The sequence below is a fragment of the Phenylobacterium sp. genome (assembly GCF_025934275.1).
Classification (GTDB): domain Bacteria; phylum Pseudomonadota; class Alphaproteobacteria; order Caulobacterales; family Caulobacteraceae; genus Phenylobacterium.
This window is the reverse complement of sequence record NZ_JAICYI010000020.1, coordinates 14,467-39,703: the sequence shown is the minus strand read 5'-3', so window position 1 is coordinate 39,703 and position 25,237 is coordinate 14,467. Positions and strand designations below refer to the sequence as shown.

At 69.6% G+C, this 25,237-nt stretch carries 20 protein-coding genes; 7 read left to right on the top strand and 13 right to left on the bottom strand.

All coding sequences use genetic code 11. From position 1 onward, the window contains the following. The first annotated feature begins 163 nt into the window (after positions 1–163). On the top strand, positions 164–2,863 hold the full coding sequence (locus tag Q0W60_RS07245; protein WP_297694046.1) for a TonB-dependent receptor: 2,700 nt from the start codon (positions 164–166) through the stop codon (positions 2,861–2,863). 59 nt (positions 2,864–2,922) lie between these two features. On the opposite strand, the gene Q0W60_RS07240 is transcribed toward Q0W60_RS07245, so the two are convergent. Then, positions 2,923–3,315, bottom strand: coding sequence for a globin (locus tag Q0W60_RS07240; protein ID WP_297694044.1), 393 nt, complete (start codon positions 3,313–3,315; stop codon positions 2,923–2,925). Between the two features lie 77 nt (positions 3,316–3,392). Here Q0W60_RS07240 and Q0W60_RS07235 point away from each other — a divergent pair, with 77 nt between their 5' ends. Together Q0W60_RS07235 and Q0W60_RS07230 are read left to right on the top strand one after the other, a co-directional pair. Then, positions 3,393–4,238 (top strand): enoyl-CoA hydratase-related protein, encoded by an 846-nt coding sequence (locus Q0W60_RS07235; RefSeq protein ID WP_297694043.1) that lies wholly within the window; start codon positions 3,393–3,395, stop codon positions 4,236–4,238. Between the two features lie 13 nt (positions 4,239–4,251). Beyond that, positions 4,252–5,247, top strand: a complete 996-nt coding sequence (locus Q0W60_RS07230) for an MDR family oxidoreductase (protein ID WP_297694041.1) — start codon at positions 4,252–4,254, stop codon at positions 5,245–5,247. On the opposite strand, the gene Q0W60_RS07225 is transcribed toward Q0W60_RS07230, so the two are convergent. Then, entirely contained in the window at positions 5,244–5,723 is a 480-nt protein-coding gene (locus Q0W60_RS07225) for a glutathione peroxidase (protein WP_297694038.1), read from the bottom strand. The two genes, Q0W60_RS07230 and Q0W60_RS07225, sit on opposite strands and share 4 nt — an antisense overlap. 202 nt (positions 5,724–5,925) lie before the next feature. Between Q0W60_RS07225 and Q0W60_RS07220 the strand changes: the two genes are divergently transcribed. After that, positions 5,926–8,787 (top strand): TonB-dependent receptor, encoded by a 2,862-nt coding sequence (locus Q0W60_RS07220; RefSeq protein WP_297694036.1) that lies wholly within the window; start codon positions 5,926–5,928, stop codon positions 8,785–8,787. A 65-nt stretch (positions 8,788–8,852) separates the two neighbouring features. Here Q0W60_RS07220 and Q0W60_RS07215 read toward each other — a convergent pair whose 3' ends face one another. Next, on the bottom strand, positions 8,853–9,776 hold the full coding sequence (locus tag Q0W60_RS07215; protein WP_297694034.1) for a Gfo/Idh/MocA family oxidoreductase: 924 nt from the start codon (positions 9,774–9,776) through the stop codon (positions 8,853–8,855). Positions 9,777–9,887: 111 nt separating this feature from the next. Here Q0W60_RS07215 and Q0W60_RS07210 point away from each other — a divergent pair, with 111 nt between their 5' ends. Next, entirely contained in the window at positions 9,888–10,889 is a 1,002-nt protein-coding gene (locus Q0W60_RS07210) for an NADP-dependent oxidoreductase (RefSeq protein ID WP_297694032.1), read from the top strand. Here the strand turns inward: Q0W60_RS07210 and Q0W60_RS07205 are convergent. Beyond that, positions 10,886–11,791, bottom strand: a complete 906-nt coding sequence (locus Q0W60_RS07205) for a haloalkane dehalogenase (protein ID WP_297694030.1) — start codon at positions 11,789–11,791, stop codon at positions 10,886–10,888. The two genes, Q0W60_RS07210 and Q0W60_RS07205, sit on opposite strands and share 4 nt — an antisense overlap. A gap of 98 nt (positions 11,792–11,889) precedes the next feature. Here Q0W60_RS07205 and Q0W60_RS07200 point away from each other — a divergent pair, with 98 nt between their 5' ends. Next, the gene (locus Q0W60_RS07200) at positions 11,890–12,792 is read left to right on the top strand and encodes a cobalamin biosynthesis protein CbiG (protein WP_297694028.1); all 903 of its coding nucleotides are present in this window, start codon (positions 11,890–11,892) and stop codon (positions 12,790–12,792) included. Positions 12,793–12,926: 134 nt separating this feature from the next. After that, entirely contained in the window at positions 12,927–14,870 is a 1,944-nt protein-coding gene (locus Q0W60_RS07195; RefSeq protein WP_297694023.1) for a pyrroloquinoline quinone-dependent dehydrogenase, read from the top strand. On the opposite strand, the gene Q0W60_RS07190 is transcribed toward Q0W60_RS07195, so the two are convergent. The 9 genes from Q0W60_RS07190 to glmU all read right to left on the bottom strand — a co-directional run bounded on the left by Q0W60_RS07190 (position 14,867) and on the right by glmU (position 25,185). Then, positions 14,867–16,243, bottom strand: a complete 1,377-nt coding sequence (locus tag Q0W60_RS07190) for an MATE family efflux transporter (RefSeq protein WP_297694022.1) — start codon at positions 16,241–16,243, stop codon at positions 14,867–14,869. The genes Q0W60_RS07195 and Q0W60_RS07190 overlap by 4 nt on opposite strands. A gap of 248 nt (positions 16,244–16,491) precedes the next feature. Then, positions 16,492–17,877 carry a class II 3-deoxy-7-phosphoheptulonate synthase gene (locus Q0W60_RS07185; protein WP_297694020.1) on the bottom strand — a complete coding sequence of 462 codons (1,386 nt, stop codon included), beginning with the start codon at positions 17,875–17,877 and terminating at the stop codon, positions 16,492–16,494. A gap of 68 nt (positions 17,878–17,945) precedes the next feature. After that, positions 17,946–19,178, bottom strand: coding sequence for an O-antigen ligase family protein (locus tag Q0W60_RS07180; protein WP_297694018.1), 1,233 nt, complete (start codon positions 19,176–19,178; stop codon positions 17,946–17,948). Then, complete coding sequence (gene gor / locus Q0W60_RS07175; protein ID WP_297694016.1) at positions 19,178–20,560, bottom strand: glutathione-disulfide reductase; 1,383 nt, start codon at positions 20,558–20,560, stop codon at positions 19,178–19,180. The genes Q0W60_RS07180 and gor overlap by 1 nt, the downstream gene beginning before the upstream one ends. A gap of 108 nt (positions 20,561–20,668) precedes the next feature. Beyond that, complete coding sequence (locus Q0W60_RS07170) at positions 20,669–21,124, bottom strand: cupin domain-containing protein (RefSeq protein WP_297694014.1); 456 nt, start codon at positions 21,122–21,124, stop codon at positions 20,669–20,671. After that, the gene (locus Q0W60_RS07165) at positions 21,121–22,248 is read right to left on the bottom strand and encodes a TonB family protein (RefSeq protein WP_297694012.1); all 1,128 of its coding nucleotides are present in this window, start codon (positions 22,246–22,248) and stop codon (positions 21,121–21,123) included. Before Q0W60_RS07165 ends, Q0W60_RS07170 begins: the two co-directional genes overlap by 4 nt. Before the next feature lie 88 nt (positions 22,249–22,336). Further along, on the bottom strand, positions 22,337–23,128 hold the full coding sequence (locus tag Q0W60_RS07160) for a glycosyltransferase family 25 protein (protein WP_297694011.1): 792 nt from the start codon (positions 23,126–23,128) through the stop codon (positions 22,337–22,339). Positions 23,129–23,137: 9 nt separating this feature from the next. Continuing rightward, entirely contained in the window at positions 23,138–23,824 is a 687-nt protein-coding gene (rpiA, locus tag Q0W60_RS07155) for a ribose-5-phosphate isomerase RpiA (RefSeq protein WP_297694009.1), read from the bottom strand. Then, positions 23,821–25,185, bottom strand: a complete 1,365-nt coding sequence (glmU, locus tag Q0W60_RS07150; protein WP_297694007.1) for a bifunctional UDP-N-acetylglucosamine diphosphorylase/glucosamine-1-phosphate N-acetyltransferase GlmU — start codon at positions 25,183–25,185, stop codon at positions 23,821–23,823. The genes rpiA and glmU overlap by 4 nt, the downstream gene beginning before the upstream one ends. Positions 25,186–25,237 lie beyond the last annotated feature (52 nt).

The window sequence follows — 25,237 nt, the reverse complement described above, 5'->3', positions numbered from 1 at the left end:
TGTTGCATTGACGCAATATTACGCGATGGGCTGCAATATACTAAGTAAGCGAACTACCCAGTTCGGTGCGACTACAGGAGCTGCATTTGACGCCACGGGATTACTGATCCAGTCTGCTCACAGGCGCGGAGATAAAGCGCCAGTTTCCTGGGGGGGAAGCACAATGACATCGAGAGCGTACCTGTTCGCGACGAGCGCCGTGCTCGCCGCAAGTTTCGGCCACGTCGCCAACGCTCAGACGCGGCCCGCCACCGCCGCCGCGGCCGCCAACACCATCGAAGAGCTGGTGGTCACAGCGGAAAAGCGCGAGCAGAACCTGCAGGACGTGCCGGTCGCCATTTCGGCGTTCACGTCCGAGCGGCGCGACCTGCTGGGCATCAAGTCCATCCAGGACCTGACCAACTTCACACCGGGTCTGAACTACACCAGCGGCAATGACCGCACGACGCTGCGCGGCGTCGGGCGCCTGACCAACGCCCACCCGGTCGCGGTTCCCGTCGCGGTCTACGACGACGGCATCTACACCACCTCGACCGTCACCGCCGGCAAGACGCCGATCTTCACCGACCGTGTCGAGGTCCTGCGCGGGCCGCAGGGGACGCTCTACGGACGCAACTCCATCGGCGGGGCGATCAACGTGATCTCCAAGCGCCCGACGGAGGACTTCTACGCCGAGGTCCGCGGCACGGTGGCCAACTACGAGCGCACCCTGCTCGAGGCGGCGGTCTCCGGCCCGATCGCGCACAACGTGCAGTTCCGGTTGGCCGGGAACTGGGAGCAGCAGAACGAGGGCTATTTCAAGAACGTCGTTCCCGGCATGCCCTCGGAAGGCAACGTCATCGACCAGTGGTTCATCGAGGGCCAGCTGCAGGCCAAGCTGGGCGACCGGCTCGACGCCTGGGGCAAGTGGTCCGCGACCGGCTGGAACAACGGCTCGGGCGGCCCCGGCGCCCGCTCAGGCTACGACCCCGGTCCGTACAGCCTCGACGAATACGGCGGCCAGAACGTCAACATGATGTTCGCCTGCGGGCCCGGCGCGCCGGTCGCCAATGTCGTGAACCTCTCGCCCACAGGCTGCGTCAACCCGGCGGCCTCGGACCCGCGCAAGTTCGCCTCCCTGATCGCCCAGACCGTGTCCCTGAACGACACCTACACCTGGGCCATCAATCTGACCTACCACTTCGACAACATGGACCTGAAGTACGTCCATGGCGGTCTGAACTACCACTACGAGTTGATCTCCAACAACAGTAACGGCGGCGCGATCGATTCGTTCAAGGTAAACACGGTCAACGGGAAACCGCCCGCCACGATCTTCCCTAAACAATTCTCGAATTATCAGGAACTCTACCACAACTTCAGCCATGAGGTCAGCCTGGCGTCGACAGGCAAATCACCTCTGCAATGGATCGGCGGCCTGTATTACTACAAGGAGGGCTACGACCAGCCGGTCTACACGGAACAGCCGGACAACCCGGCGCTCGACGGCCTGATCAACTTCGGCACGGCCGCGCCTGACTTCCAGCGCCGGCTCTTCGACAACCGGCCGAGCTTCGCGCAGGAATCCTACGCCGCCTACGGCCAGATCGACTGGCAATTCGCGCCGACCTGGAAGACCACGCTCGGCCTGCGCTACAGCCATGACAACCTGAAGGGCACGGAAGCCGTTCGCCTGATCTGCTACGGGAATTCGGCTTGCGGCTTCCCCGTCGACACCAACGGCGCCGCCGCGCCCGTGCTCGACGTCACCAAGGCCGTCGTCTTCACGAAGGGCCTGCCGACCGGCGTGGTGGACAACGGGCAGCCGGGCGGAATCACCTTCGACGCCCAGGGCTTCGCCCACCGCGCGTACGACTTCTCATGGCACGCGGTCACCGGCACCGCGGGCCTGCAGTGGAATCCGTCGCCGGACACTATGCTGTACGTCCGCTACAGCCGCGGTTACCTGATGGGCGGCTTCGCCTCGGGCGTGACCAGCACCGAAGGCCAGTTCCCCTTCACCGACGCCGAGCACAGCGACGACTACGAAGCCGGGATCAAGGAGACGTTCGGGCGCACCCTGCAGGTGAACCTCGCCCTCTTCTACAATCCGATCTACGGGTATCAGGCGCCGCTGACCGTCGTGAACCTGAGCGGCAACCTCGCGGTCAGTCAGAGCCGGTTCCTCAACATTCCCAGGGCGCTCACGGCCGGCGTCGAACTGGAGACCATCTGGCAGCCGATCGACAACCTGCAGGTGCTGCTCAACTACGCCTACGACGACGCCGAGATCCGCAGCCTGACCGGGATCGTCGACCCGAGCGATCCACAGGCGCTGCAGTCCGGCGCGAAGCCGCTGATCCCGCTGACCACCTGCGCCCAGGCGCCCGGGGAGCTGTGCGACGTGAACACCGGCCTGGTCGAACGGCCGCAGAACCTCAGGGGCGACCAGCTACCGCAGGTGCCGAAGAACAAGGTGGCGATCGCGGTCACCTACACCTTCAACTTCGGCGCCGGCTCGCTGACGCCCGAGATCAGCTACATCTGGCGCGACAAGCAGTACTCGGGTCTGTTCACCCGGCCGATCGATGCGGCGCCGTCCTGGGATCAGACCGACCTGCGGGTCACCTGGAAGGACCGCGACAACCACTACTCGATCATCGCCTACGTCCAGAACGTCTTCAACGACCTGGGCTACGACGGCGGCGCCTCGGCCACGCGGCAGAGCGGCGTGTTCTACGACACGACCATCGCGGCGCTGGGGCTTACCCCCGGACTTGCGGGCCGCATCCCCGGAACGCACAACGCCGTCCAGGGCCTCGTGACCGGCTTTGCCCTGACGCCGCCTCGGACCTACGGGATCGAGTTCCAGTACCGCTTCTAGGCGCCCGGCCACCGGCTGATCGGCGCTCCGCCGCGGCGGGGCGCCGATTTGTCTGAGGCTCAGGCGAGCTCGGCCACCCGCGCGACGATGCCCCCCCAGGCCGCCTCGTAGGCCGGGATCCAGTCGTCGCCCAGCAACTCGGCGAAGGTCTCGACGGCCACCTCGTAGAACCGTGGGAAGACGTCCGCCGGGACACCTACGCCCTCGTGGTTGACGACTTCGCAGCGGATGAAGTTCGCCGCATAGGCATTGGGGCCAGCCAGGTCGAGCGCGCACTCCAGCGACTTGGCCAGCATCTCACCCCTGACCGCGCCGTTCACGTCGCGGACGAACAGCGCCTGCATCTCGGGATAGCGGGCGAACAGCCGGGCATAGACGGCCTGCGTCGGATCACCGGCCCGCTCCGCGAGCTTCTCCAGGCTCTCCTCAATGACCTCACTCGACCCGCCCATGCCAGGGACTTGACCTTTCGCCGCAACCTCGGGCCCTTGCCTATAGCCGCGGGCGCACGGCTTTGGGAGGTCGGTCGATGCAGTTCCAGGATATCCTCTACGCCGCGGCGGACGGGGTGGCGCAGATCACGCTGAACCGGCCCGAATACCGCAACGCCCAGAGCTACCGGATGCTGGACGAGATCGACCAGGCGTTCGAGCTGGCGCGCGGCGACCGGGAAGCCCGCGTCGTGATCGTGCGCGGCGCGGGCGGCGTCTTCTCTACCGGCCACGACCTCGGGACGCCGGACGGCATGGCCTACCGCTACGCCCAGGACGCCCAGCCGGGGATCGAGACCTACGACCAGTTCAAGAAGTACAACCTCGACCTGCTCCTGAAATGGCGGAACTTCCCGAAGCCCACCCTGGCCATGGTCGAGGGCTACTGCATCTATGCCGGCTGGATGCTGGCCGCGGCCATGGACGTGATCTTTGCGGCCGAGGACGCGGAATTCCTCGGCGGCTTCGTCGAGTACAACACCATCCCCTGGGACATCGGCATCCGCCGCGCCAAGGAGCTGGTGTTCGAGAGCCGCTTCATCTCCGCGGCCGAAGCCGCGCAATACGGCCTGGTCAACCGCGTGTATCCGAAGGCCGAGCTGGAACGCGAAAGCCTCGCCTGGGCTCGCCGGGTGGCCGAGAACAGCCCGGAAGCCCTGCGCATGGCCAAGATCCAGATGAACAAGGCCGAGGACGCCCAGGGCTTCACCCAGGCGGTCGAAGACTCCTTGGGCGACTACGTGGCGATGATGTACATGCCCGGCCACGAGATGCGCGTGGCGGGCGAGCGGCGGCTGCTCACGGTGGATCTCGCCGTGCGCGGGCGGCGGGGCGAGCGCTTCGGGCTGACGCCGAAGCCGGCCGCGGCGAAGCAAACGTCCTAGGGAGACACACCAGGTGAGCGACACCTTCCGGGCGCTGCGCGCGCACAAGACCGACGCCGGCCAGGAGGTCCGCCTCGAGGCGCTGACGCCGGCCGAGCTGATGGACGGCGACGTCACCGTGCGGGTCGAATACTCGACGCTGAACTTCAAGGACGGCCTGGCGCTCACCGGCCGCTCGCCCATCATCCGCGCCTGGCCGTTGATCCCCGGGATCGATTTCGCCGGGGTGGTGGAAAGCTCGTCCAACCCGGAATTCAAGCCGGGCGAGCGGGTGGTGCTGAACGGCTTCGGCGTCGGGGAGAGCCACAACGGCGGCTATGCGCAACTGGCGCGCGTGAAGGGCGAGTGGCTGGTCAAGCTGCCAGAAGCGATCTCCACGTCCCAGGCGATGGCGATCGGCACCGCCGGCTATACGGCCATGTTGTGCGTGCTGCGCCTCGAGCAGCTCGGCGTCACGCCGGAAAAGGGCGAGGTGCTGGTCACCGGCGCGGCCGGCGGCGTCGGGAGCGTGGCGATCGCCGTGCTCGGCAAGCTGGGCTATCGCGTGGTCGCCTCATCGCGGCGCAAGGACAGCGAAGCCGGCTATCTCGGCGGCCTCGGCGCGGCCGAGGTGATCGATGCGGCCGACTTCCAGGGTCCGGCGAGGCCCTTGGCGCGCGAGCGCTGGGCGGGCGCGGTGGATGCGGTGGGCAGCCACACCCTGGCCAACGTGCTCTCCCAGACCCGTTACGGCGGCGTCGTCACCGCCTGCGGGCTCGCCCAGGGCATGGACGTGCCGGGCTCGGTCGCCCCGTTCATCCTGCGCGGCGTGACGCTCGCCGGAATCGACAGCGTCATGCGACCCAAGCCGGACCGGATCGAAGCCTGGAGCCGGCTGGCCCGCGACCTCGATCTGGGCAAGCTGGCGGCGATGACCGTTCCGGCGACGCTCGCCGACCTTCCCCGCTTGGGCGCCGACATCGTCGAGGGCAGGATCCGCGGCCGGGTGGTCGTCGACGTGAACGCCTAGAGCGCTTTCTCGATCTCGGCGGTCACCTCGGCGTCCAGCGGATCGGTGCGCGGGCCGAAGGCGCGGATCGCCTCGCCGTGCTTGCCGATCAGGATCTTGTGGAAGTTCCACACCGGCTCGGCCGGCTCGCCCAGCTGGGCCTTGGCCCACTTGTAGAAGGGGTGCGCGCCCTCGCCCTTGACATCGGTCTTGGCGGTCATCGGGAAGTCGACATTGAAGCGGGTCTCGCAGAAGCCCTTGATCTCGGCTTCCGTCCCCGGCTCCTGGCCGGCGAACTGGTTGCATGGCACGCCCAGCACGACCAACCCGCGATCCTTGTAGTCCGAGTAGAGCCGCTCGAGCCCCTCGTACTGCGGCGTGAGCCCGCACTTTGAGGCGGTGTTCACCACCAGCACCACCTTGTCGCGGAAGCTGGTCAGAGGCAGCTGGCCGCCGGCGATGGACTCGAATTCGAATTCGTGGGCGCTTGCGCTCATGATCTGGTCTCCAGGTTTCCGCCGCGCCGGCGAGGTGACGCGGGCGTCAATCACGATAGCTGTGTCCTGCAGGTTTCACCAACCGGTCAGAAAGCATCGCTCGCTGAACAAAGCTCCGATTTTGCGTTGACGGTCCGCGGCGCGAAGGTCAGCTTCGGCGTAGCTGACCGGCGAAACAGCCGCGCAGCCGGGGAGGATGTCGATGCAGTTCAAGCCATATCTGATGGCGACCAGTGCGCTTCTGGCCGCTTCGCTCAGCGGAACCGCGATGGCCCAGGCGCGGACCGGGACGACGGCCGCGGCCGCCAACACCATCGAAGAGCTGGTGGTCACCGCCGAGAAGCGCGAGCAGAACCTTCAGGACGTGCCCGTCGCGATTTCGGCGTTCACCGACAAGACCCGCGACGTGGTCGGCATCCAGTCCATCCAGGACATGACCAACTTCACGCCCGGCCTGCAGTACTCGACATCCACCGACCGGATCACCCTGCGGGGCCTGGGACGCCTCACCAACGTGCTTTCGGCCGACGCCTCGGTCGCCAACTACTCCGACGGCGTCTACGAGACCTTCGCGGTGCGCGCCGGCGCCTCGACCCTGTTCCTCGACCGCGTGGAAGTGCTGCGCGGCCCGCAAGGCACCCTCTACGGGCGCAACGCCATCGCCGGCGCGATCAACGAGGTCTCCAAGCGGCCGACCAAGGACTGGTACGCCGAGGTGCGCGGCGCCTACGCCAACTACAATCACTCCAACCTGGAGTTCGCAGTCTCCGGCCCGCTGAGCGACAAGGTGCAGTTCCGTCTGGCCGGGCAATGGGAAGACCAGCGCGACGGCTGGATCAAGAACACCACGCCCGGGCGTCCGTCCGAAGGCGGCGTCATCAACACCTCCTTCCTTGAGGCCCAGATCTCGGTTCAGTTCAATGACAAGCTCGAGATGTGGTCGAAGATCAACTACAACACCTGGCAGAACGGAGCCGGCGGCCCCGGGGCCCAGTCAGGCGGCTGGTCGCCCAACATCTACAACGCCGACCCGACGCATCCGAACCAGGTCCTGCCGGACATCTCGCCCGGCCACCCGAACGGCGGCAACGGCTTCAACATCATCGAATTCCCGCAGTTTGCGACCGCGATCAACGAAGGCTTCGGCTGCAGCGGCCTGCCGACCAACGTCGTCCTGCTGAGCCCGTCAGGTTGCGTGAACACCGCGCATGACAATCCCTGGCAGAAGCCCGACCCGGTCCCCTATCGCGTGCGCCTGCCGAACGCCTACACGGTGGCCAGCGAGTGGACCTACCACGCGCCCGGATTCGACGTGAAGTACATCACGGGCGGCGTTCACTATTACTACCACCTGACCGGCTCGGTGCCGAACGGCACGCGTCAGGCGCCCGTCGACTCCTTCACCTCGGGGGCGACGCAGTTCTTCCCGATCGAGTCGTTCGACTACCAGGAGCACAACGGCTTCTGGAGCCACGAGCTGAACCTCGTCTCCACGACCCAGGGGCCGCTGCAATGGATCGCCGGCTTCTACTACTTCAAGCAGCACTACACCCAGCCCGTGCTCACCGAGGAAGATGCGCGGCAGACCCAGTTCAACATCTCGCCGCCGTTCGGCGTCTGCCTGTCCGGCGCGGCGCCCAACCTGCAGTCGATCACCTGCCCGACCGGCATCGGTCGCCGGTTCGACAATCGCCCCGACGTCCATGACACGTCATATGCGACGTACGGACAGCTCAGCTACAAGGTGCTGCCGACGCTGACCCTGACCGGCGGCCTGCGCTATTCGCACGACCGCAAGGACGGCACGGAATCGGTGCGGTTGCTGTGCTTCGGCCTGCCGGCCTGCCTGGGCGGCCTCCCGCCCGAGATCTTCGCCGCGCCGCTCGACCTGACAGGCGTGAACACCGTGGTCGCGGCGGGCACCGGCGTCGGGATCGACCAGATTCCGCAAGGCGTCAGCGGGCCGACCGTTTTCGATCCGGCCACCGGCTTCGCAAACCGTCACTACGACGCCAGCTGGCAGGCGGTCACCGGGACGGCCAAGGCCGAATGGCAGCCGGACCCCGACACCAATCTCTACGCCAGCTACAGCCGCGGCTACCGCTCGGGCGGCTTCAACATCGGCATCTTCACCGTCCTGAGCTTCCTGCCGTTCTCCAACAAGGAGACGGTCGACGCCTACGAGATCGGTCTGAAGAAGAACTGGAGCAACACTCTCCAGACCAACATGGCCGCCTACTATTACAGCTATAACAACCTGCAGATCCCGATCTTGGTGATCCAAGGATCCGGGCCGCTCGCGCAGGCCACGACCTCCTTCAAGAATATTCCCAAGTCGCGGTCCGCGGGCTTCGAGCTGGAGACCCTGTGGCAGCCGATCGAGAACCTGCAGGTGATCCTGAACTATTCCTACAACAACACGAGGATCGAGCGCGGCACGGCCGAGGACCTCACCGACCCTGACGCCCTTCAGCCAGGCTCCAAGCCGGTCCATACGCTCGCGCAGTGCGCGGCGGGCGGCGCGGCTCTAGTGGGCGACTGCGTCGCGGACCCGAATACTCTGGGACTGCCGAACGGCGGCTTCCAGCGGATCCAGGACCTGTCGGGCAACGACCTGCCCAACGCGCCGCGCAACAAGATCGCGGTGGCCGCCAACTACACCTGGCGGCTGAACTCGGGATCGATCACCGGCAACGTGTCGTGGTCCTGGCGCGACAAGGCCTACGGCACCCTCTTCACCCGGTGGTACAACGAGGCGCCGTCCTGGGATCAGTGGGACGCGCGGGCCCTGTGGAAAGACTCCAACGACAAGTACGAGGTCATCGCCTACATCAAGAACATCTTCAACAAGACCGGCTATGACCAGGGCGCGACGAGCGAACTCCTGAACGGCGCCGTCTCCGCGGTCTACGCGGCGCAAGTCGCCGCCTTGCCGGCCGGCCAGCTCACCTGCAGCCCCGTGGTCGCGGGCGGCGTGCTGAATTGCGTGCAAGGCATCCGCAAGACGTTCTTCACGACTCCGCCGCGGACCTACGGCATCGAGTTCCGCTACAAGTTCTTCTAAAGCCTCCCCACGGCTACCTGGAGGAAGGCGCTCCGCTCCGGCGGGGCGCCTTTTCTTATCCGCCCTCAGCCCGCCTCCTCGAGCGCCTGCTCCACCGCGAGCGCCAGGTCGAGCGCGCGGATCGCCTCCTCGGCGGTGACCACCGGCCGCGGCGCCTCGCCACGCACCGCGGCCAGGAAGCTTTCGACGCTGACGCGAAGCGGATCCTTCGCCGCCGGCGTCTCCGCATAGTCGCGGTTGAGCGCATAGGGCGTGGTGTTGCGCAGCGCACGGCCGAGGAAGTCGATCTCGATCTCGCCGGATGGGAAGACGATGCGCATGGCGCGGCGGCGCGCCTCGGCGATCCGCGAAACGTCGAAGCGGGCGGTGAAGCCGGCCTCGAACGTGACCTCCGCGCGGGCTTCGTCCCAGGCCCCGCTCGCCCCGATGCGGCCCTCGCCCTCGGCGGTGACCGGCTCGGCGGTCGTGAGCGTCAGCGCCAGGTCGAGATCGTGGATCATAAGGTCGAGAACCGCCGAGACGTCGCGGCTGCGCTCCGAGGCCGGACCGTGGCGCAAAGCCTCCAGGAGGACCGGCTGCTCGGGGATGTCGAGGAGGCCCATGGCGCGGAAGGTCACCCGCTCCTGATGGCCGCAGGCGACCACGAGGCCCCTTGCCGCCGCCGCCGCGCGCACCGTCTCGGCCTCGGTCACGCTGACGGCGATCGGCTTTTCCACATAGACCGGCTTGCCGGCCGAGAGCGCCGCCAGCGCGTGATCGGCGTGCACCGTCGCGGGCGTGGCCACCGTCACCACGTCGACCGCCTCCAGGAAGGGTTCGATCTCGCGGAAGGCGCGGCCGCCCAGCGGCAGGGCGAGCCTCGCCGCCCGCTCCGGATGGACGTCCAGCACGGCAGAGAGCACCACGCCCGGCAGACGCGCGTACTGGCCCGCATGATAGCCGCCGAAGACGCCGGCGCCGATCACGCCCGCCCGAAGTGACTCTGCCATCGAATGCTCCGAACCCGGGCGGGCCCTAACACGCCCTGCGGCCTCGACGCCACCCGCCCCGCCAAGCTAAACACCTGTTTGAAGCGCCGGGTCGCCGGCAGGAGAAACCGCATGACCACCGTCACGGAAGTCCGTCTCAAGAGCCGCCCCGTCGGCATGCCGAACCGCGACAATTTCGAGCTCGCCAGGGTCGAGATGCGCGACCCCGGGCCGGGCGAGGTGCAGGTCAGGAACCTCTGGATGACCGTCGATCCGTACATGCGCGGCCGCATGAACGACGTGAAGAGCTACGCCCCGCCGTTCGCGCTCGGCGAGGTGATGAACGGCGGCGCGATCGGCCAGGTGGTGAAGTCGAGCGACCCCGCGTTCAAGGAGGGCGACCTCGTGCAGTCGCAGAACGGCTGGCGCGAAGCCTTCACCGCGCCGGCCAGCGGCGTGCAGAAGCTCGATCCCCGCGGTCTGCCGCCGCAGGCCTTCCTAGGCGTCGCCGGCATGCCCGGGCTGACCGCGTACGCCGGCCTGCTGCGCATCGCGGCGCTGAAGGATGGCGACGTGGTGTTCGTCTCCGGCGCGGCCGGGGCGGTCGGCTCGCTGGTCTGCCAGATCGCCAAGGCCAAGGGCCACAAGGTCATCGGCTCGGCAGGCGGCCCCGAGAAGGTCGCGTTCCTGAAGGAGATCGGCGTCGACCATGCGATCGACTACAAGGCCGAGCGGGATCTGACGGCGGCGATCCTGGCCGGCAACGCCGAGGGCGTCGACGTCTATTTCGACAACGTCGGCGGGGCGCACCTGGAGGCGGCGCTGAACGCCGCCAAGCTGTTCGCCCGCTTCGCGATCTGCGGGATGATCTCGATCTACAACGCCTCGGCCCCGCAGCCCGGCCCGTCCAACCTCGCGCTCCTGATCGGCAAGAACCTCCGCATGGAGGGCTTCATCGTCTCGCACCACTTCGACCTGATGCCGAAATTCATCGAGGACCTCTCCGGCTGGGTGCGCGAGGGCAAGGTGAAGTGGCGGGAGACGGTGTTCGAGGGCATCGACAAGGCGCCCGACGCCTTCCTCGGCCTGTTCACCGGCGAGAACCTCGGCAAGATGCTGGTGAAGCTGGGCTAGGCGCCGCCGAAGCTCTCGAGGGCGGCCTGGGCGATCGGCCCGCCCCATTCCTGCAGGAAGTGGCCGCCGTCCGCGACGATCATCGGCTCGGGGCAGCCGCGGATGTGCGCGCGAAGCCGCGCCATGACGTCGGGCCCGAGCACCGGATCCTGTGCGCCCACCGCCATGAACGTGGGGCCGTCCCACTCACGCGACCAGAACCCGAGCGCCGCGCGGCTCTCCTCGACCCCCTCCATGGAAGGATCGGTCATCACGAGCTTCGGGAAGGCGCGGACGCCGGCCATGTAGCTGGGATCGGGGAACGGCGCGCCGTAGGCGGCCGCCTCGGCCCCCGTCAGGATCGGCGCCGCGCGCTTCATCAGCGCCGCCACGTCGAACTCCGGGTTGCCCGCCACGTACGCCCGCCAGGCGGTGAAGCCGGCGCTCGGCGTCTCGCCCACCGCCAGGGTGGTGTTCATCACGATCAACCGCTTCAGCCGACGCCGGAAGCCGGCGTCGAGCGGCAGGGTGAGCCCGAGCAGACCGCCCCAGTCCTGCAGCACCAGGGTGATCTCCTTGAGGTCCAGCCGCTCGATCAGACGCAGCAGGTGGTTGCGATGGAAGTGGAAGCTGTAGACGCCTTCCTCCGCCGGCTTGTCGGAGCGGCCGAAGCCGAAGAAGTCCGGCGCCAAGACCCGCCCGCCGGCGCGCAGGAACACCGCCGCCATCTTGCGGTAGAGGAAGCTCCAGGTGGGCTCGCCGTGCAGGCACAGGAAGGTCGCGGCCGCATCCTTCGGCCCCTCGTCGATCCAGGCCGCCCGCAGGCCCTCGTAGCCCGGCAGGTCGTCCGCGTAGTGGGGCCGATAGGGGAAATCCGGGAGGCCCGAGAACCGTTCGTCGGGGGTGCGCAGCGCCTGGGTCATGCGACATGCTAATGCACGGACGCCCACCGGTTAACACAGCGTGATTGGCCGCTTTCCGCTCTAGGTCTAAATAGCGCCCACCCCAGCGGGAGCCGCACGTGCCGCGCCTGTTCAGCGCCTACATCATCGTCGACTGGAGCGCGGCCGCGAAGCCGACGACGGGCGCGGATTCCATCTGGATCGGCGTCCTCAAGCGCGACGTGCGGTTCCGCATGGCCTTCGAGAGCTACAATCCCGCGACCCGCGCGGAGGCGGAGAAGCGCCTGGCGGGGGTGCTCGACGACCTCAAGAAGCGCTCGGAGCGGGCGCTGGTGGGCTTCGACTTCCCGCTCGGCTTCCCGCGCGGGTTCGCGGCGGCCATGAAGCTTGTGGCGGAGCCTGCCTGGGGCGCCGTCTGGGACCAGCTCGATCGGATGGTCAAGGACAAGGCCGACAACACCAACAACCGTTTCGGCGTGGGCTCCGAGATCAATCGCCGGCTGACCGGCGGCCCGTTCCCGTTCTGGGGCTGCCCGCCCAAGGACGCGCTCACCACCCTGCAGCCGAAGCGGACGCGCGCGCACGGGCCGGACGACCTGCCCGAGTTCCGCCACGCGGACCTCGCGGCCAAGGGCGCGGCCTCGATCTGGAAGCTCTACTACAACGGCTCGGTCGGCGGTCAGGCGCTGCTGGGCATCCCCGCGGTGCGCCGGCTCAAGCTCGCGCGCGGCGAGGCGGTCCGGGTGTGGCCGTTCGAGACCGGCTTCCGGCCGCTGACCGAGGCGGACCTCGCCGGCGTCGCGGTGGTGGCCGCGGAGGTCTATCCCTCGTTGCTGAAGCCGGAGGGCGCGCCCGGCGAGGTGAAGGACCTCACCCAGGTGCGGACCACGGCCGAGCATTTCGCGCGCCTCGATGAAGCCAATCGCCTGGGCGCGCTGTTCGGCCCGCCGAAGGGACTCGGCGCGGACGTGGTGCTGGACGCCGAGGGTGAGGAAGGCTGGATCCTGGGCGCGGGCGCCTGAGCGGCCACCGCTCGCCCCGCCAGCCGCGCCGTTCGTCCCCGGCGTCCCGTCGGGCGCGCCGGATGTCCCCGCGGCCTTGCCGCCCGGCGCGCCGTGATCTTCAGTGCCAGCCGCGTCAAGTGGGGGACCGTGACATGAGCTTTGGATTGCTCCTGAGGGTGCTTGCGGCGGCAAGCCTGCTGACCCTGGCCGGCTGCGGGCCGCACACGCCCAAGCCGGTCGCCCGGGCGCCGGACGTGGGCTGGGCCGTCTACGGCGGCGACGCCGGCGGCCAGCGCTTCTCGCCGGCGGCTCAGATCACCCCGGCCAATGTCGGGGATCTCGCCGTCGCCTGGACCTATTCCACAGGCGAGGCCGCGCGGCACGACCTGAAGCACGCCTCGTTCGAGGACACCCCGATCCTGGCCGGCGGGCGGCTCTATGTCTGCTCGCAGTTCGACGCGGTCTCGGCGGTCGATCCGGGCACGGGCCGTCAGCTCTGGCAGTTCGACCCGAAGGTCGACCCCAAGGTGGGCTACCCCAACGAATTCACCTGCCGGGGCGTGGCGTATTGGCGCGACCCGGCCGTCGCCGACAACGTCCGCTGCTCCGAGCGGGTCTATGTCGGGACGGTGGACCGCCGGCTGATCGCCCTCGATGCGGCGACCGGCGCGCCCTGCGCCGGCTTCGGCAAGAGCGGCACGGTCGACGTGGGCGCCGGGGTTGTGCTCGAGCGCACCGGCCAGATGCAGATCACCTCACCGCCGGTGATCGTCAAGGACACGGTCGTCATCGGCTCGTCGCTCGACGACAACGAGCGGGTCCGCGAGGTTTCCGGCGCGGTCAGGGCCTACGACGCCCGGACCGGCGCGCCGAAATGGAGCTTCGATCCGCTGGCCAGCCAGGCGCCTGGCAATGTGTCCGGCGCCGCCAACGCCTGGGCGCCGATGTCGGTGGATCCGGTGCGCGGCTGGGTGTTCGTGCCGACCACCAATCCGAGCCCGGATTACTACGGCGGGCTGCGCAAGGGCCCCGACGGTCAGGCGAATTCGGTCGTCGCGTTGGACGCCGCCACCGGCCGTGTCGTGTGGAGCTTCCAGACCACCCACCACGACATCTGGGACTACGACGTCCCCGCCCAGCCGACGCTGGCCGACGTGGCCTTCGGCGGACACGGGACCCCGGCCGTGATCCAGGGCACGAAGCAGGGGCTCATCTTCACGCTCAACCGCGACACCGGCGCGCCGGTCATCCCGGTGGATGAGCGGCCGGTCCCGCAGGACGGCGCCGCGCCCGGCGAGCAGCTTTCGGCCACCCAGCCCTTCCCCCGCCTGCCTCGGCCGCTGTCGCCAAGCACGATCAAGCCGGAGCAGGCGTTCGGCCTGACGCCCTGGGACCGCAACCACTGCAAGAAGGAGATCGCCGCGGCGCGCTTCGAGGGCATGTACACCCCGCCGTCCCTGCAGGGCTCGCTGGAGTATCCGTTCTCCGGCGGCGGGGTGAACTGGGGCGGGCTCGCCTTCGACCCCACCCGTCAGCTGGTCTTCGTCAACACCTCCAATGCGATCCACAAGATAACCCTGATCCCGGCCAAGGACGTCCGCGCCGCGCAGCGCCGCGAACCCAATAAGGAGATCTCGCCGCAGACCGGCGCGCCCTACGGCATGAAGCGGGAAGTCGTGTTCTCGCCGATCGGCATGCCCTGCAATCCGCCGCCCTGGGGCCAGCTGCACGCCATCGACATGCGGACCGGACGGGTGGTCTGGGAGGTCCCGCTCGGCACCACGCGTGACCTCGCGCCCGGCTCGCAGCTCATCCTGCATCACACCGGCACGCCCAACTTCGGCGCGCCGATCGCCACGGCCTCGGGCGTGGTCTTCATCGGCGCCGCCATGGACAACTACCTGCGGGCCTTCGATGCGGCGAGCGGCAAGGAGCTCTGGCGCGGACGGCTGCCGGGCGGCGGCCAGGCGACGCCGATGACCTATGTCTGGCAAGGGCGGCAGTACGTGGTGATCGCCGCCGGCGGCCACGCCAAGTCCGGCACCAAGCGCGGCGACAAGATGGTGGCCTTCGCCCTTCCCGGGCCGCTCCGCTAGCGGTCCCGTCGGGTGAGCAGCCAGAAGCGCGCCAGCAGCAGCCCGCCCGAGACGAAGCTCGCGACAACGACCGCCCAGGTCAGGCCGATCACCTGCAGCCGCATCCCGATCCCCAGCCACCAGGCGAGCGGCATCATCACCACGAAGTAGCTCGTCAGGTGGGTGAGCGAGGGCAGCCAGACGTCGCCGCGCGCCCGCAGCGACTGCGCCACCACCACCTGCAGGGCGTCGGGCATGTACATCAGGGTGGAGAGCGCCAGCGCCGGGACCGCCATGGCCAGCGTCGCCGCGCTGCCCGTGTAGCCGCGCGCGACGAGCGAGGCGGACGGCCAGATCCCCAGCATCACCAGCACGCCGAACAGCGCCGCCACCGCAAAGGCGACGCCCGCGGCCCGCGTGACCCCCGCCGGATCGCGGGCGCCATAGGCCCGTCCCACCCGCACCGCCGCGCCGGTGGCGAGCCCCAGCGGGACCATGAAGACGATCGCGGCCACATTGATGACGATGGTCCAGGCCGCCACCGCCAGCCCGCCGATCCAACCGGCGATGATGTTGAGGCTCGCGAAGGCGGCGACCTCGAAGAAGTTGGACGCCCCGGCTCCGAAGCCGATCCGCCGCTGCTCCGCCTCCGCCGCCCGATCCCGCGCGGGCTTGGCGAACACGCCGAGCGCGCGCGCCTCCGGCATCAGCGCGATATAGCCGAGCGTGGCGATCGCCAGGAAGCTTCGGGCGATGGTCGTGGCCCAGGCGCCGCCCATGGCGCCCAGCGCCGGCAGACCGAAGGCGCCCGGCACGAGCAGCAGGTCGACCGCCAGGTTCAGGCCGTTGGCGATCCACATGATCCAGGCGGCAGGGCCCGGCTTCGAGAGCCCCTCCAGCCATGACGCCGCCGCCACGCTCAGGGTGAAGCCCGGGAGCGAGAGGCAGAAGATCCGCAGCACCGGCGAGGCGCCGTCCGCAAGGTCGCCGGGCAAGCCGATCGCATGCAGGAACAGAGGCCCGCCGACCAGCAGGACCAGCGCCGAGACCGCGCCGATCCACAGACTGTAGGCGAGCCCGCGCCGAAGCACCGCGCCGGTGAGGTCGCGGCGGCCCTCGCCGATCACGCGGGCGGTCATCACCTGCACCCCGGTCAGCAAGCCCATGCCCATGGTCACGACGACGCTGGTCGGCGCCCAGGCGAGCGCGTGATAGCCAAGCTGGCTCGCGGAATAGCGCCCGACCACGACGGCGTCCGAGAGCCCCATGGCCATGACGCCCAGGCGCGCGACCACCACCGGCCCGGAGAGCTTCAGGAGCTCGGCCAGTTCGGTGCGGACGGAAGCTGCGCGCCCTCCCGCAAGCGAGGGCGCCTGGGCCGCAAGACGGTCCATGGCGACGCCTGGTTCAAAGAAGCCGCGGACACTGGCCGAAGCGGCCGCGCGCCGCAAGACGGCTGGGCCTTCGACGCTGCGGAATTGTTCAGCGAGCTTCCGCCGCGGGCCGGCTGGTGGATGCGCTCGGCGCCAAGCAGGAGGCGAGGCTCAGGATCAAGATAGGCAGGCCGCGCGCGGTCGTAGCTCGCCGGATCGGCGCCGAACGCCGTCCGCCCCAGGCTGCGGTCCAGCGTGGCCATGGCGCGCTAGGCGCCCGCCACCGCCCGCTGTGCGAGCTGGCTCCGCTCGTCCTTCAGCTTCTCGGCGACCAGGAAGGCGAGCTCGAGCGCCTGCTCGCTGTTCAGACGGGGATCGCAGTGGGTGTGGTAGCGGTCGGCGAGGTCGCCCTCGCTCACCCGCCGCGCGCCGCCGGTGCACTCGGTGACGTTCTGGCCGGTCATCTCGAGGTGCACGCCGCCGGGATGCACGCCCTCCGCCTTGCAGATCTCCACGAAGCTGCGGACCTCAGACAGGATGCGGTCGAACGGCCGGGTCTTGTAGCCGTTGTTGGCGGTGAGGGTGTTGCCGTGCATGGGATCAATCGCCCACACGACGCTCCTTCCCGCCTGCTTGGTGGCGCGCAGCAGGCGCGGCAGCCGGTCCTCGATCTTGTCGAAGCCGAAGCGGCCGTAGAGCGTCAGCCGCCCAGCCTCGTTCTTCGGATTGAGGATGTCGGCGAGCCTGAGCAGCTCGTCGGCTTCCATGGTCGGACCGCACTTCACGCCGATCGGGTTCTTGATGCCCTTGAAGAACTCGACGTGGGCGCCTTCGGGGTCGCGCGTGCGTTCGCCGATCCACAGCAGGTGCGCCGAGGTGTCGTACCAGTCGCCCGAGGTGCTATCGACCCGGGTCATGGCCTCCTCGACGTTCAGCAGCAGGCCCTCGTGGCTGGTGAAGAACTCCACCTGGTGGATCTCGCGGTGGGTCTCCGGCGTGATCCCCATGGCGCCCATGAAGGTCAGTGCCTCGGTGATCTTCTCGGACAGCTCGCGATAGCGCGCGCCCTGGGGGCTGTCAGCCACGAAACCCAGCGTCCAGCGGTGGACGTTGTAGAGGTCGGCATAGCCGCCGCCGGCGAAGGCGCGCAGCAGGTTGAGGGTCGAGGAGGCCTGGGCGTAGGCCTGCACCAGGCGCTGCGGATCGGGGGTCCGCGCCTCGGGCGTGAACTCCATGCCGTTGACGTTGTCGCCGCGATAGGAGGGCAGGGTGACGCCCGCCTGCGTTTCGATGGCCGAAGAGCGCGGCTTGCCGAACTGGCCGGCCATGCGCCCCACCTTCACCACCGGCTGGCCGCCCGCGAAAGTCAGCACCACCGCCATCTGCAGGATCAGGCGGAACGTGTCGCGGATGTTGTCGGCGTGGAATTCCTTGAAGCTCTCCGCGCAGTCGCCGCCCTGCAGCAGGAAGGCGCGGCCGTCGGAGACCTCGCCCAGCAGCGCCTTCAGGCGGCGCGCCTCGCCCGCGAAGACGAGCGGCGGCATCCCGCGCAGCGTCTGCTCGACACGCGAGAGCACCGCGAGATCCGGATAGTCGGTGGGGATTTGCTTTGCCGGCTTCCCCCGCCAGGAGGCCGGCGTCCAGTGCTCCGTCATCGCCTCAGACTCCGCGCCCCCCGATCGGAGCGCCAAGCGAAAGCGCGCCTTCTAATCGATATGGGCGCTCAGGTCGATGCTTGCGACGGGTCGGGCTCGGCCATCAGGCCGGCCGCCATGGCGATGAGCGCGGCCAGGGCCAGCCACCACTCCTGCCAGAGCCCGAAGTTGACCGCGCCGAACAGCAGATAGACGCTCGCCGAGGCCGCTACGCCGGCGGTCCAGGCCTCGGGCCCGCGCCGCGCCAGTCGCGAGATCGAAAGCCACCAGATCGCGGCCATCAGCAGCGCGCCCAACAGGCCGAGCTCCAGCCAGGCCTGAAGGGCGTCGTCGTGGGGATGCAGGATGATGCCGGGGCCGAACACCCGGCTCGCGTCCAGGCCCCAGCCGCGGAGCGGATGGTCGCCGATCCAGTCGAGGGCATGGCTCCAGTAGCTCATCCGCTCCGACCAGGAGGGCTGGATGGCGGCCTCCACGCCGGCGTAGCGGCCGCTCGCCCGGCCCGCCAAGACGATGAGCGGCGCGACGAGGCAATAGACCACCGCTGCGGAGGCCAGGGCCCGCGGTCCGCCGCGCGGCCAGCGCCAGACGGCGATGCCGACGCCCGCGGCGAGCGGCACGGCGATCACCGGCGCATCGGAGCCGAAGCGCAGCGCCGGGGCCAGGACTCCTGCGGCCATCAGCAAGGCCAGCCAGGCGGGGGCGCGCAGCTTGAGGGCGGCGGCGAGCGCCAGCGGCCACATGATCGCCAGCACGAATGTCGAATGGCCGATGTTGGACTGCGCCAGGTCATGGCGGATCGGCTGGTAGAAGGCGGTGTGCAGGATTTCGTAGAGCCGCACGTCGGTCATGAACTCGACCAGCAGCACCAGCCCGAACAGGGCCGATCCCCACACCAGGACCTGCAGCGCCCGCCGCTTCAGCGGCGGGCTGGCCCGCCTCGCGGCGCAGATCGCCGACCAGTAGAGCGGCAGCTCGAGCGCCAGCTTGAGCGCGGTGTTGTTCGCCGGCTTCGACGGATGGAACGGGCTCCAGACGGTCGAGACCGCCGCCCACAGCAGCGCGGCCAGCAGGAGCACGGCCACCGGCCGGTCGTCGTCCTCGATCCGCAACGCCGGCAGGCCGAGCAGGCCGACCAGCGCGACCAGGATCGGGAGACCCAGCGGGCCCAGCCATCCCAGCGCCGGCGCGAGCGCGAAGGCGCCCGCCGCCAGCCAGCCGCACCAAGCGCCCAGCCGGTCGCCCTGCTCGCTTGCATCCCGCCTTCCGAGCACCTCGCCGCCAAGGCCCTGCCGGCCCATCATGCCGCTTGGCCCAACCCCTGAGCCACGTACTTCTCGCGCAGGGTGACGAGCTCCTCGGCGAGCGTCGGGTGGACCGCGCAGGTCGCGTCCCACTGCGCCTTGCTGACTCCCATCTTGATCGCGACGGCCGCCATCTGGATCATCTCCGCAGCTTCCGGGCCGACGATGTGGCAGCCGACGATGCGCTCGCTGGCGGCGTCCACCACCAGCTTCATCAGGCACCGTTCGTCATCGCCGGCGAAGGCGGTCTTCATCGGCCGGAACCGCGTCAGGTAGATGTCGACCTTGCCGTATTTGTGCCGGGCGTCCGCTTCCGAGAGGCCCACCGTGCCGACGGGCGGCTGCGAGAACACGCCCGAGGCGACCGTCTCGTGATCGAAGCGGGTCGGCCGGCCATAGAACTCCGTGTCGGCGAAGGCGTGGCCCTCGCGGATCGCCACCGGCGTCAGGTTGAGCCGGTCGGTGACGTCGCCCACGGCCCAGATGTTCTCGACGTTGCTGCGCGAGTAGTCGTCGACCACCACCGCGCCGCGCGCATCGAGCTTCACGCCCGCCGTCTCCAGGCCCAGGCCCTCGGTGTAGGGCTCGCGGCCGAGCGCGAACATCACCACCTCGCTTTCGCAGTGATGGCCGTCGGCGAAACGGCTGACCAGGCCGCCGGGACCTTTCTCGATGGCCGCATGCTGGGTCGCCAGCACGACCTTGATCCCCCGCCGGCCCATCTCCTCGGCCACGTGGGTGCGGATGTCGTCGTCGAAGCCGCGCAGGATGTTGGGGCCGCGGTGGACGAGCGTCGTGTCCACGCCCATGCCGGCGAAGATGCCGGCGAACTCGACGGCGATGTAGCCGCCGCCCGCGATCACGATCCGCTCCGGCAACTCCTCGAGGTGGAAGGCCTCGTTGGAGCTGATCGCGTGCTCGACGCCGGGCAGCTGGGCTGGCATCCAGGGCCGGCCGCCGGTCGCGATCAGCAGCTTCTCCGCCGTGGCCTTGCCGTGCCCCGCGACGTCGACGGTATGGGCGTCGAGGACGCGAGCCTTGCCGTGCAGGAGCCCGGCGCCGGCGTTCTCCAGGTTGCGCACATAGACGCCGGAAAGGCGGGCGATCTCCTTGTCCTTTTCGGCCAGGAACGCAGGCCAGTCGAAGCGGGCGTTCTCGATGGTCCAGCCGAAGCCGTGGGCTGTCTTGAAGCTCTGCGAGAACTCCGAGGCGTAGACCATCAGCTTCTTGGGCACGCAGCCGCGGATCACGCAGGTGCCGCCCACCCGGTGCTCCTCGGCGACCAGCACCCGCGCGCCGGAGAGGGCCGCCAGCCGGGCCGCGCGCACGCCGCCCGAGCCCGCGCCGATGACGAAAAGGTCGTAGTCGTATTGCGCCAAGACACAGGCTCCTGGATCGGCGGCCCCGCTTGGAGGTGGGGACCCATGCGGCTCGCCGCTACGGTGAGGTATCTAGAGCGATGCGCGGCGCGAGCCTAGCTGGCCGCCTCAGCCGGCGCGCGGGATCCGCTCGCCGCGGGCGTTGCGGACGACGCTGAACGGGCCGGGATCGGCCTCGTCCGGATAGTGGATCCTCTCCTCGCCCACCTTGCGCGTGCCGACCACGACCAACTCTGCGGGCGTGTCGGTGCGATTGGTCAGATGATGGGCGTTGGGCGCGCCGGCCGGAAAGCCTGCGTAGTCGCCGGGCCCAAGCTCGTGCGTCCCGGTGTCGTCGATCAGCGTGACGGCGCCTGTCAGCACATAGACGAACTCGTCCTCGCCCTCATGCCAGTGCCGCCGCGAGGAGGTCGCCCCCGGCGCGAGCGTGAGGTGGTTCACGCCGAATTGGGTGAGGCCCACGCGCTTGCCGAGCTGCCGCTCGTGGCGGCCGATGTGGCGGGCCAGATGGCCGCTCGGCGACGTGACGGGGCTCTCCGAGAGGTGGCCGATGTAGGTCTTCATTGGCTCGCCGGGCGCAGGTTGAGGCGGATGGCCACGTGCACGACGCCGCCCTCGACGGGGCCGGCGTCGGCCGACCAGAGATTCATCTTCATGGTCGAGGCGAGCTTGGCCGCCGCCTCGGAGAAGCCGAGGCCGTCGGGATCCGCCGCCTCGGGCGCGCAGTCCTGCACCGAGCCGTCATCGGCCACCCTGCAGCGCGCAACCCCGCGGCCGCTGGTCAGTCCCTTGGCGGCCGCTTCCGGCGGAAACAGCTTGGGCGCAGCTTCCGGGTCGAACCCCACCAGCCACCGGGGCGAGAGCACGGTCCGATCCGGGCTCGGCGCGGCGAAGCGCACCGGCACGTCCACCTCGACGGGGGCGCCCCCCGGCGCACGGGCCATCACTTCCGGCATCACCCGGAACTCGGGCATGAGCTTCAGCGCCGCCGCTCCGAAGCCGTGCTTCGGCGGCAGCTCCTTGGCCACGCTGCAGTTCCTCAGGTAGCCGTCGCGCATGGCCGCGCAGTGGGCGACGACATAGCCCTCCTCCCCGTGCGCCGCGGCGGACGGGTAGCTCCGGGCCACCTCGTCGAAGGTGGGCGCCCTCACCCAGACCGGGTCGGTCATCAGCGTCACCCGGCGCATCTGCACCGGATTGTGCGAAACCTCGACGTTGACGGCGCCGGGCATGGCGCTGCCGGTGTCGTCGATCGAGAACTCGGTGTCCGGCGCACGGAACACGAGCCCGATGTTCATCTCGCGCGCGACCGGGCGGCCATCCGGACCCTTGGCCGGCTCGATCTTCAGGGTCGGGCGCAGCGCCAGCGCGGCCTTGCCGAACCCGCGGCCCTGCGGCGCCTCGTAGGCCACGCGGCAGGACTCCGCCAGGCCATGGACGTCGACCCGGCAGGTGAGCGTCACGTGACCGGTGGCGCGGGCCTCGTAGGCCGAGGCCGGCCATATGGAGACCTCCTGCGTCCCCAGGCTGTCCTCGTCGCCGCCGACCGACACCGTCACGTCCACCGGCGGGGAGGTCCTCGGTTGCGAGGTGACCGTGAGCGGGCTCACCACCTTGGCCCGCGTCGGAGCGGCCTGCGCCTGCGGCGCTGCGGCCGCCAGCACCCCCAGGATTTGCGCAAGCATCATGCCCCCCTGCCGCCGTCGCGGAGCGGAAGCATCGCACGCGTACCGGACCTTGGAAATCGCGTCGTCGGACCGCAGGACCCGGGGCGTCTCAGGCGTCGTGCGCCCGCCGCCAGGCGGCGTCGGCTCGGATCCGGCGGCCGACGTCCAGGCGCTTGGCGAGGCTGTCGTAGGCCTTGCGCGCCCGCCGCTCCAGCCGCTGGGCCGCCGTGCCAGGCTGTTGCGCCGCCTCGAAGCGGTCGCCGCCGATGGTCGAGGCGAACGCGGGATTCGGCAGCACCGGCCAGGGCCGGACCGCCAGGATGTCGAGGCCGTGGCGCCAGGTTCGGTTCATGGCCACGTCCACCGGATAGCGGATCGTTCGGCCATAGCCCAGGAACCGCTCGGCGCCGGCGCGAGTGATCACATAGGCGAGGTTGGAGTTGACCACGTTGTGGTGCCGCACGAGCGACGAAGCCTCTGTCAGCGGCAGGATCGGCGTGAACGCCTTCTCCTGCGGCTCGCTGATGCCGAGCTTGATCATGTCATAGGGCGGCATGGGGCCGGCGGCGATCGCCTGCAGCACGCCTGCAAGTTCGCCCGTGGCGAGGAGGTCGTCCTCCAGGACCAGCGCCTGCGGAATGTCTTCGCTCACGATCCCCTCGAGGACCGCCCGGTGCGACAGATAGCAGCCGACCTCCGCCGGCGAGAGCGGCTTGGGCGCGCGCCGCAGCCGCCCCTCGGCGTCGACCAGGCGCGCGATCTCCTCCGGCGGCAGATTCCGCCCGTCGACCGCCTCGACGATCGTCGGCGCGAGCCCCTGCCGCGCCAGTTGCTCGACGGCGGCGCGGCGGCGGTCGGGGCTGGCCTTCAGGTTGATCAGGAAGATCGGATAGGGCCACACGGGGGGCGCCTAAGGCTCCAGTTGCGTCACGCCTTCGGGGGTCCCGACCAGCGCCGCGTCGGCGAGGTCGAGGAACAGGCCGTGCTCCACCACGCCCGTCACGCTCTTGACCGCCGCGGCGAGCGCCGCCGGATCCCTGATGCGACCGCACGGCGCATCGTAGATCACATTGCCGCCGTCGGTGCGGTACGGCTGGCCCTCGCGCAGCCTCAGCCGGGGGGCCGTCCCGATGTCGCATTCGGCGAGCGCGTCGCAGATCCGCAGCGCCGTCGTCCTGTGCCCGAACGCGACCACCTCGATCGGCAGCGCGAAGCGGCCGAGCACCGGCACGCGCTTGGCCGCGTCGGCGATGACCACGCAGCGCTTGGAAGCCTCCCAGACGAGCTTCTCCCGCAGCAGCGCGCCGCCGGCGCCCTTGATCAGCGCGAGCCCAGGGCCGATCTCGTCGGCGCCGTCGACGGTGAGGTCGATCTCACGCGTCTCACCCAGCTCGGCGACCTTCATGCCCAGCGAGGCGGCGAGCTCGCCGGTGGCGATCGACGTGGCGACGCAGGTGATGTCGAGGCCGCGCGCGCCCAGCGCCTTGACGAACCAGGCGGCGGTCGAGCCGGTGCCGAGGCCCACCACCATGCCGGACTGCACCAGCTCCGCGGCGGCTTCGGCCGCCGCCCTCTTCTGCGCGTCGACGTCGCTCATTTCTTGGATTTCGCCTTGGCTGCGCGCTCGGCGAGCTTGCGTTCGCGGAAGCGGGCGGCCCAGCCCGGCTTCTCCGTCTGATCGCCGCGCTCCAGCGCCAGCGCATTGGCCGCCACGTCCCTGGCGATCACCGAGCCGGAGCCCGTGTAGGCCCCCTCGCCCACCGTCACCGGCGCGACCAGGGCGGTGTTCGAGCCGATGAAGGCGCCCGCGCCCACGTGGGTGTCGTGCTTGTCGAAGCCGTCGTAGTTGCAGAAGATCGTGCCGGCCCCGATGTTCGCGCCCGCGCCGACGCTGCCGTCACCGAGGTAGGCCAGGTGGTTGGCCTTGGCGCCCTTGCCGACCTTGACCTTCTTGACCTCGACGAAATTGCCGATGTGCGCCTCCTCGCCGATGTCGGCGGCCGGCCGCAGCCGCGCGTACGGGCCGATCAGCGCGCCCGCCCGCACGCGGGCGCCTTCCAGGTGGCAGAAGGCGCGGATCACCGCGCCGGTCTCCACCGCGACGCCAGGGGCGAAGACCACGAAGGGCTCGATCGTCGCGCCGGGCGCGATCTCCGTGTCGAAGCTGAAGTAGACCGTGTCCGGCGCCTGCATGGCGACGCCGGCGGCGAGGAACTCCGCGCGGCGGCGCTGCTGGAAGACGGCTTCCGCCTGGGCGAGCTGCATCGGCGTGTCGCAGCCCATGACGGAAGCTTCCGGGGCGATGTGGGTCCTCACCTCGCCGCCCTCCCCCACCGCCTCGGCGACGATGGATGTCAGGAAGTATTCGCCCTTCGGATTGTCGTTGGTCACCCGCGAGAGCCAACGGAAGAGGTCGCTGCGCGCCGCCAGATACATGCCGGCGTTGCACGCCCGCTCGACCTTCTCCTCCGGCGTCGCCACGCTGGGCTCCACGATCTTCAGCACGCGGCCAGACGGATCGCGGATCAGCCGGCCATAAAGCAGCGCATCGGCCGGCTCGAACCCCATCACCGCCAGCGAGGCGCCCGTCTCCCTGAGCGCGAACAGCGGCTCCAGGTCTTCCGCGCGCAGCAGGGGCGCGTCGGCGTTGGCGACCAGCACATCGCCCGCAAAATCGCCGAGTGCGGCGTCGGCGGCCTGCACCGCATGGCCGGTGCCGAGCGGCGGGTCCTGGACGGCCACGGCCGCCTCGCCCAGCCGCGCGACCACCAGCGCTCGAACCGCCGGGCTCTGCGCCCCCACCACCACCACGATGCGTTCGCAGCCGCTCGCCTGGACCGTGTCGATGATGCTGTCGAGCAGCGCGCGGCCGCCCACCTTGTGCAGCACCTTGGGCGTGGCCGACTTCATCCGCGTGCCTTGGCCGGCGGCCAAGATGACAGCGGCGCGGGCGGTCATGGCGAGCGGTCTCCTAAGCGAGTCAAAGGTCTCGGCCCGTGTGGCTTAGCAA

Bases quoted from the DNA above. Each gene is read 5' to 3' on its own strand.
- Q0W60_RS07195 (WP_297694023.1), top strand. From the start codon at position 12,927: ATGAGCTTTGGATTGCTCCTGAGGGTGCTTGCGGCGGCAAGCCTGCTG.
- Q0W60_RS07240 (WP_297694044.1), bottom strand. From the start codon at position 3,315: ATGGGCGGGTCGAGTGAGGTCATTGAGGAGAGCCTGGAGAAGCTCGCG.
- Q0W60_RS07165 (WP_297694012.1), bottom strand. From the start codon at position 22,248: ATGATGCTTGCGCAAATCCTGGGGGTGCTGGCGGCCGCAGCGCCGCAG.
- Q0W60_RS07210 (WP_297694032.1), top strand. From the start codon at position 9,888: ATGACCACCGTCACGGAAGTCCGTCTCAAGAGCCGCCCCGTCGGCATG.
- Q0W60_RS07180 (WP_297694018.1), bottom strand. From the start codon at position 19,178: ATGGGCCGGCAGGGCCTTGGCGGCGAGGTGCTCGGAAGGCGGGATGCA.
- Q0W60_RS07245 (WP_297694046.1), top strand. From the start codon at position 164: ATGACATCGAGAGCGTACCTGTTCGCGACGAGCGCCGTGCTCGCCGCA.
- Q0W60_RS07215 (WP_297694034.1), bottom strand. From the start codon at position 9,776: ATGGCAGAGTCACTTCGGGCGGGCGTGATCGGCGCCGGCGTCTTCGGC.
- Q0W60_RS07205 (WP_297694030.1), bottom strand. From the start codon at position 11,791: ATGACCCAGGCGCTGCGCACCCCCGACGAACGGTTCTCGGGCCTCCCG.
- Q0W60_RS07170 (WP_297694014.1), bottom strand. From the start codon at position 21,124: ATGAAGACCTACATCGGCCACCTCTCGGAGAGCCCCGTCACGTCGCCG.
- Q0W60_RS07185 (WP_297694020.1), bottom strand. From the start codon at position 17,877: ATGACGGAGCACTGGACGCCGGCCTCCTGGCGGGGGAAGCCGGCAAAG.
- rpiA (WP_297694009.1), bottom strand. From the start codon at position 23,824: ATGAGCGACGTCGACGCGCAGAAGAGGGCGGCGGCCGAAGCCGCCGCG.
- Q0W60_RS07220 (WP_297694036.1), top strand. From the start codon at position 5,926: ATGCAGTTCAAGCCATATCTGATGGCGACCAGTGCGCTTCTGGCCGCT.
- Q0W60_RS07235 (WP_297694043.1), top strand. From the start codon at position 3,393: ATGCAGTTCCAGGATATCCTCTACGCCGCGGCGGACGGGGTGGCGCAG.
- Q0W60_RS07190 (WP_297694022.1), bottom strand. From the start codon at position 16,243: ATGGACCGTCTTGCGGCCCAGGCGCCCTCGCTTGCGGGAGGGCGCGCA.
- Q0W60_RS07225 (WP_297694038.1), bottom strand. From the start codon at position 5,723: ATGAGCGCAAGCGCCCACGAATTCGAATTCGAGTCCATCGCCGGCGGC.
- glmU (WP_297694007.1), bottom strand. From the start codon at position 25,185: ATGACCGCCCGCGCCGCTGTCATCTTGGCCGCCGGCCAAGGCACGCGG.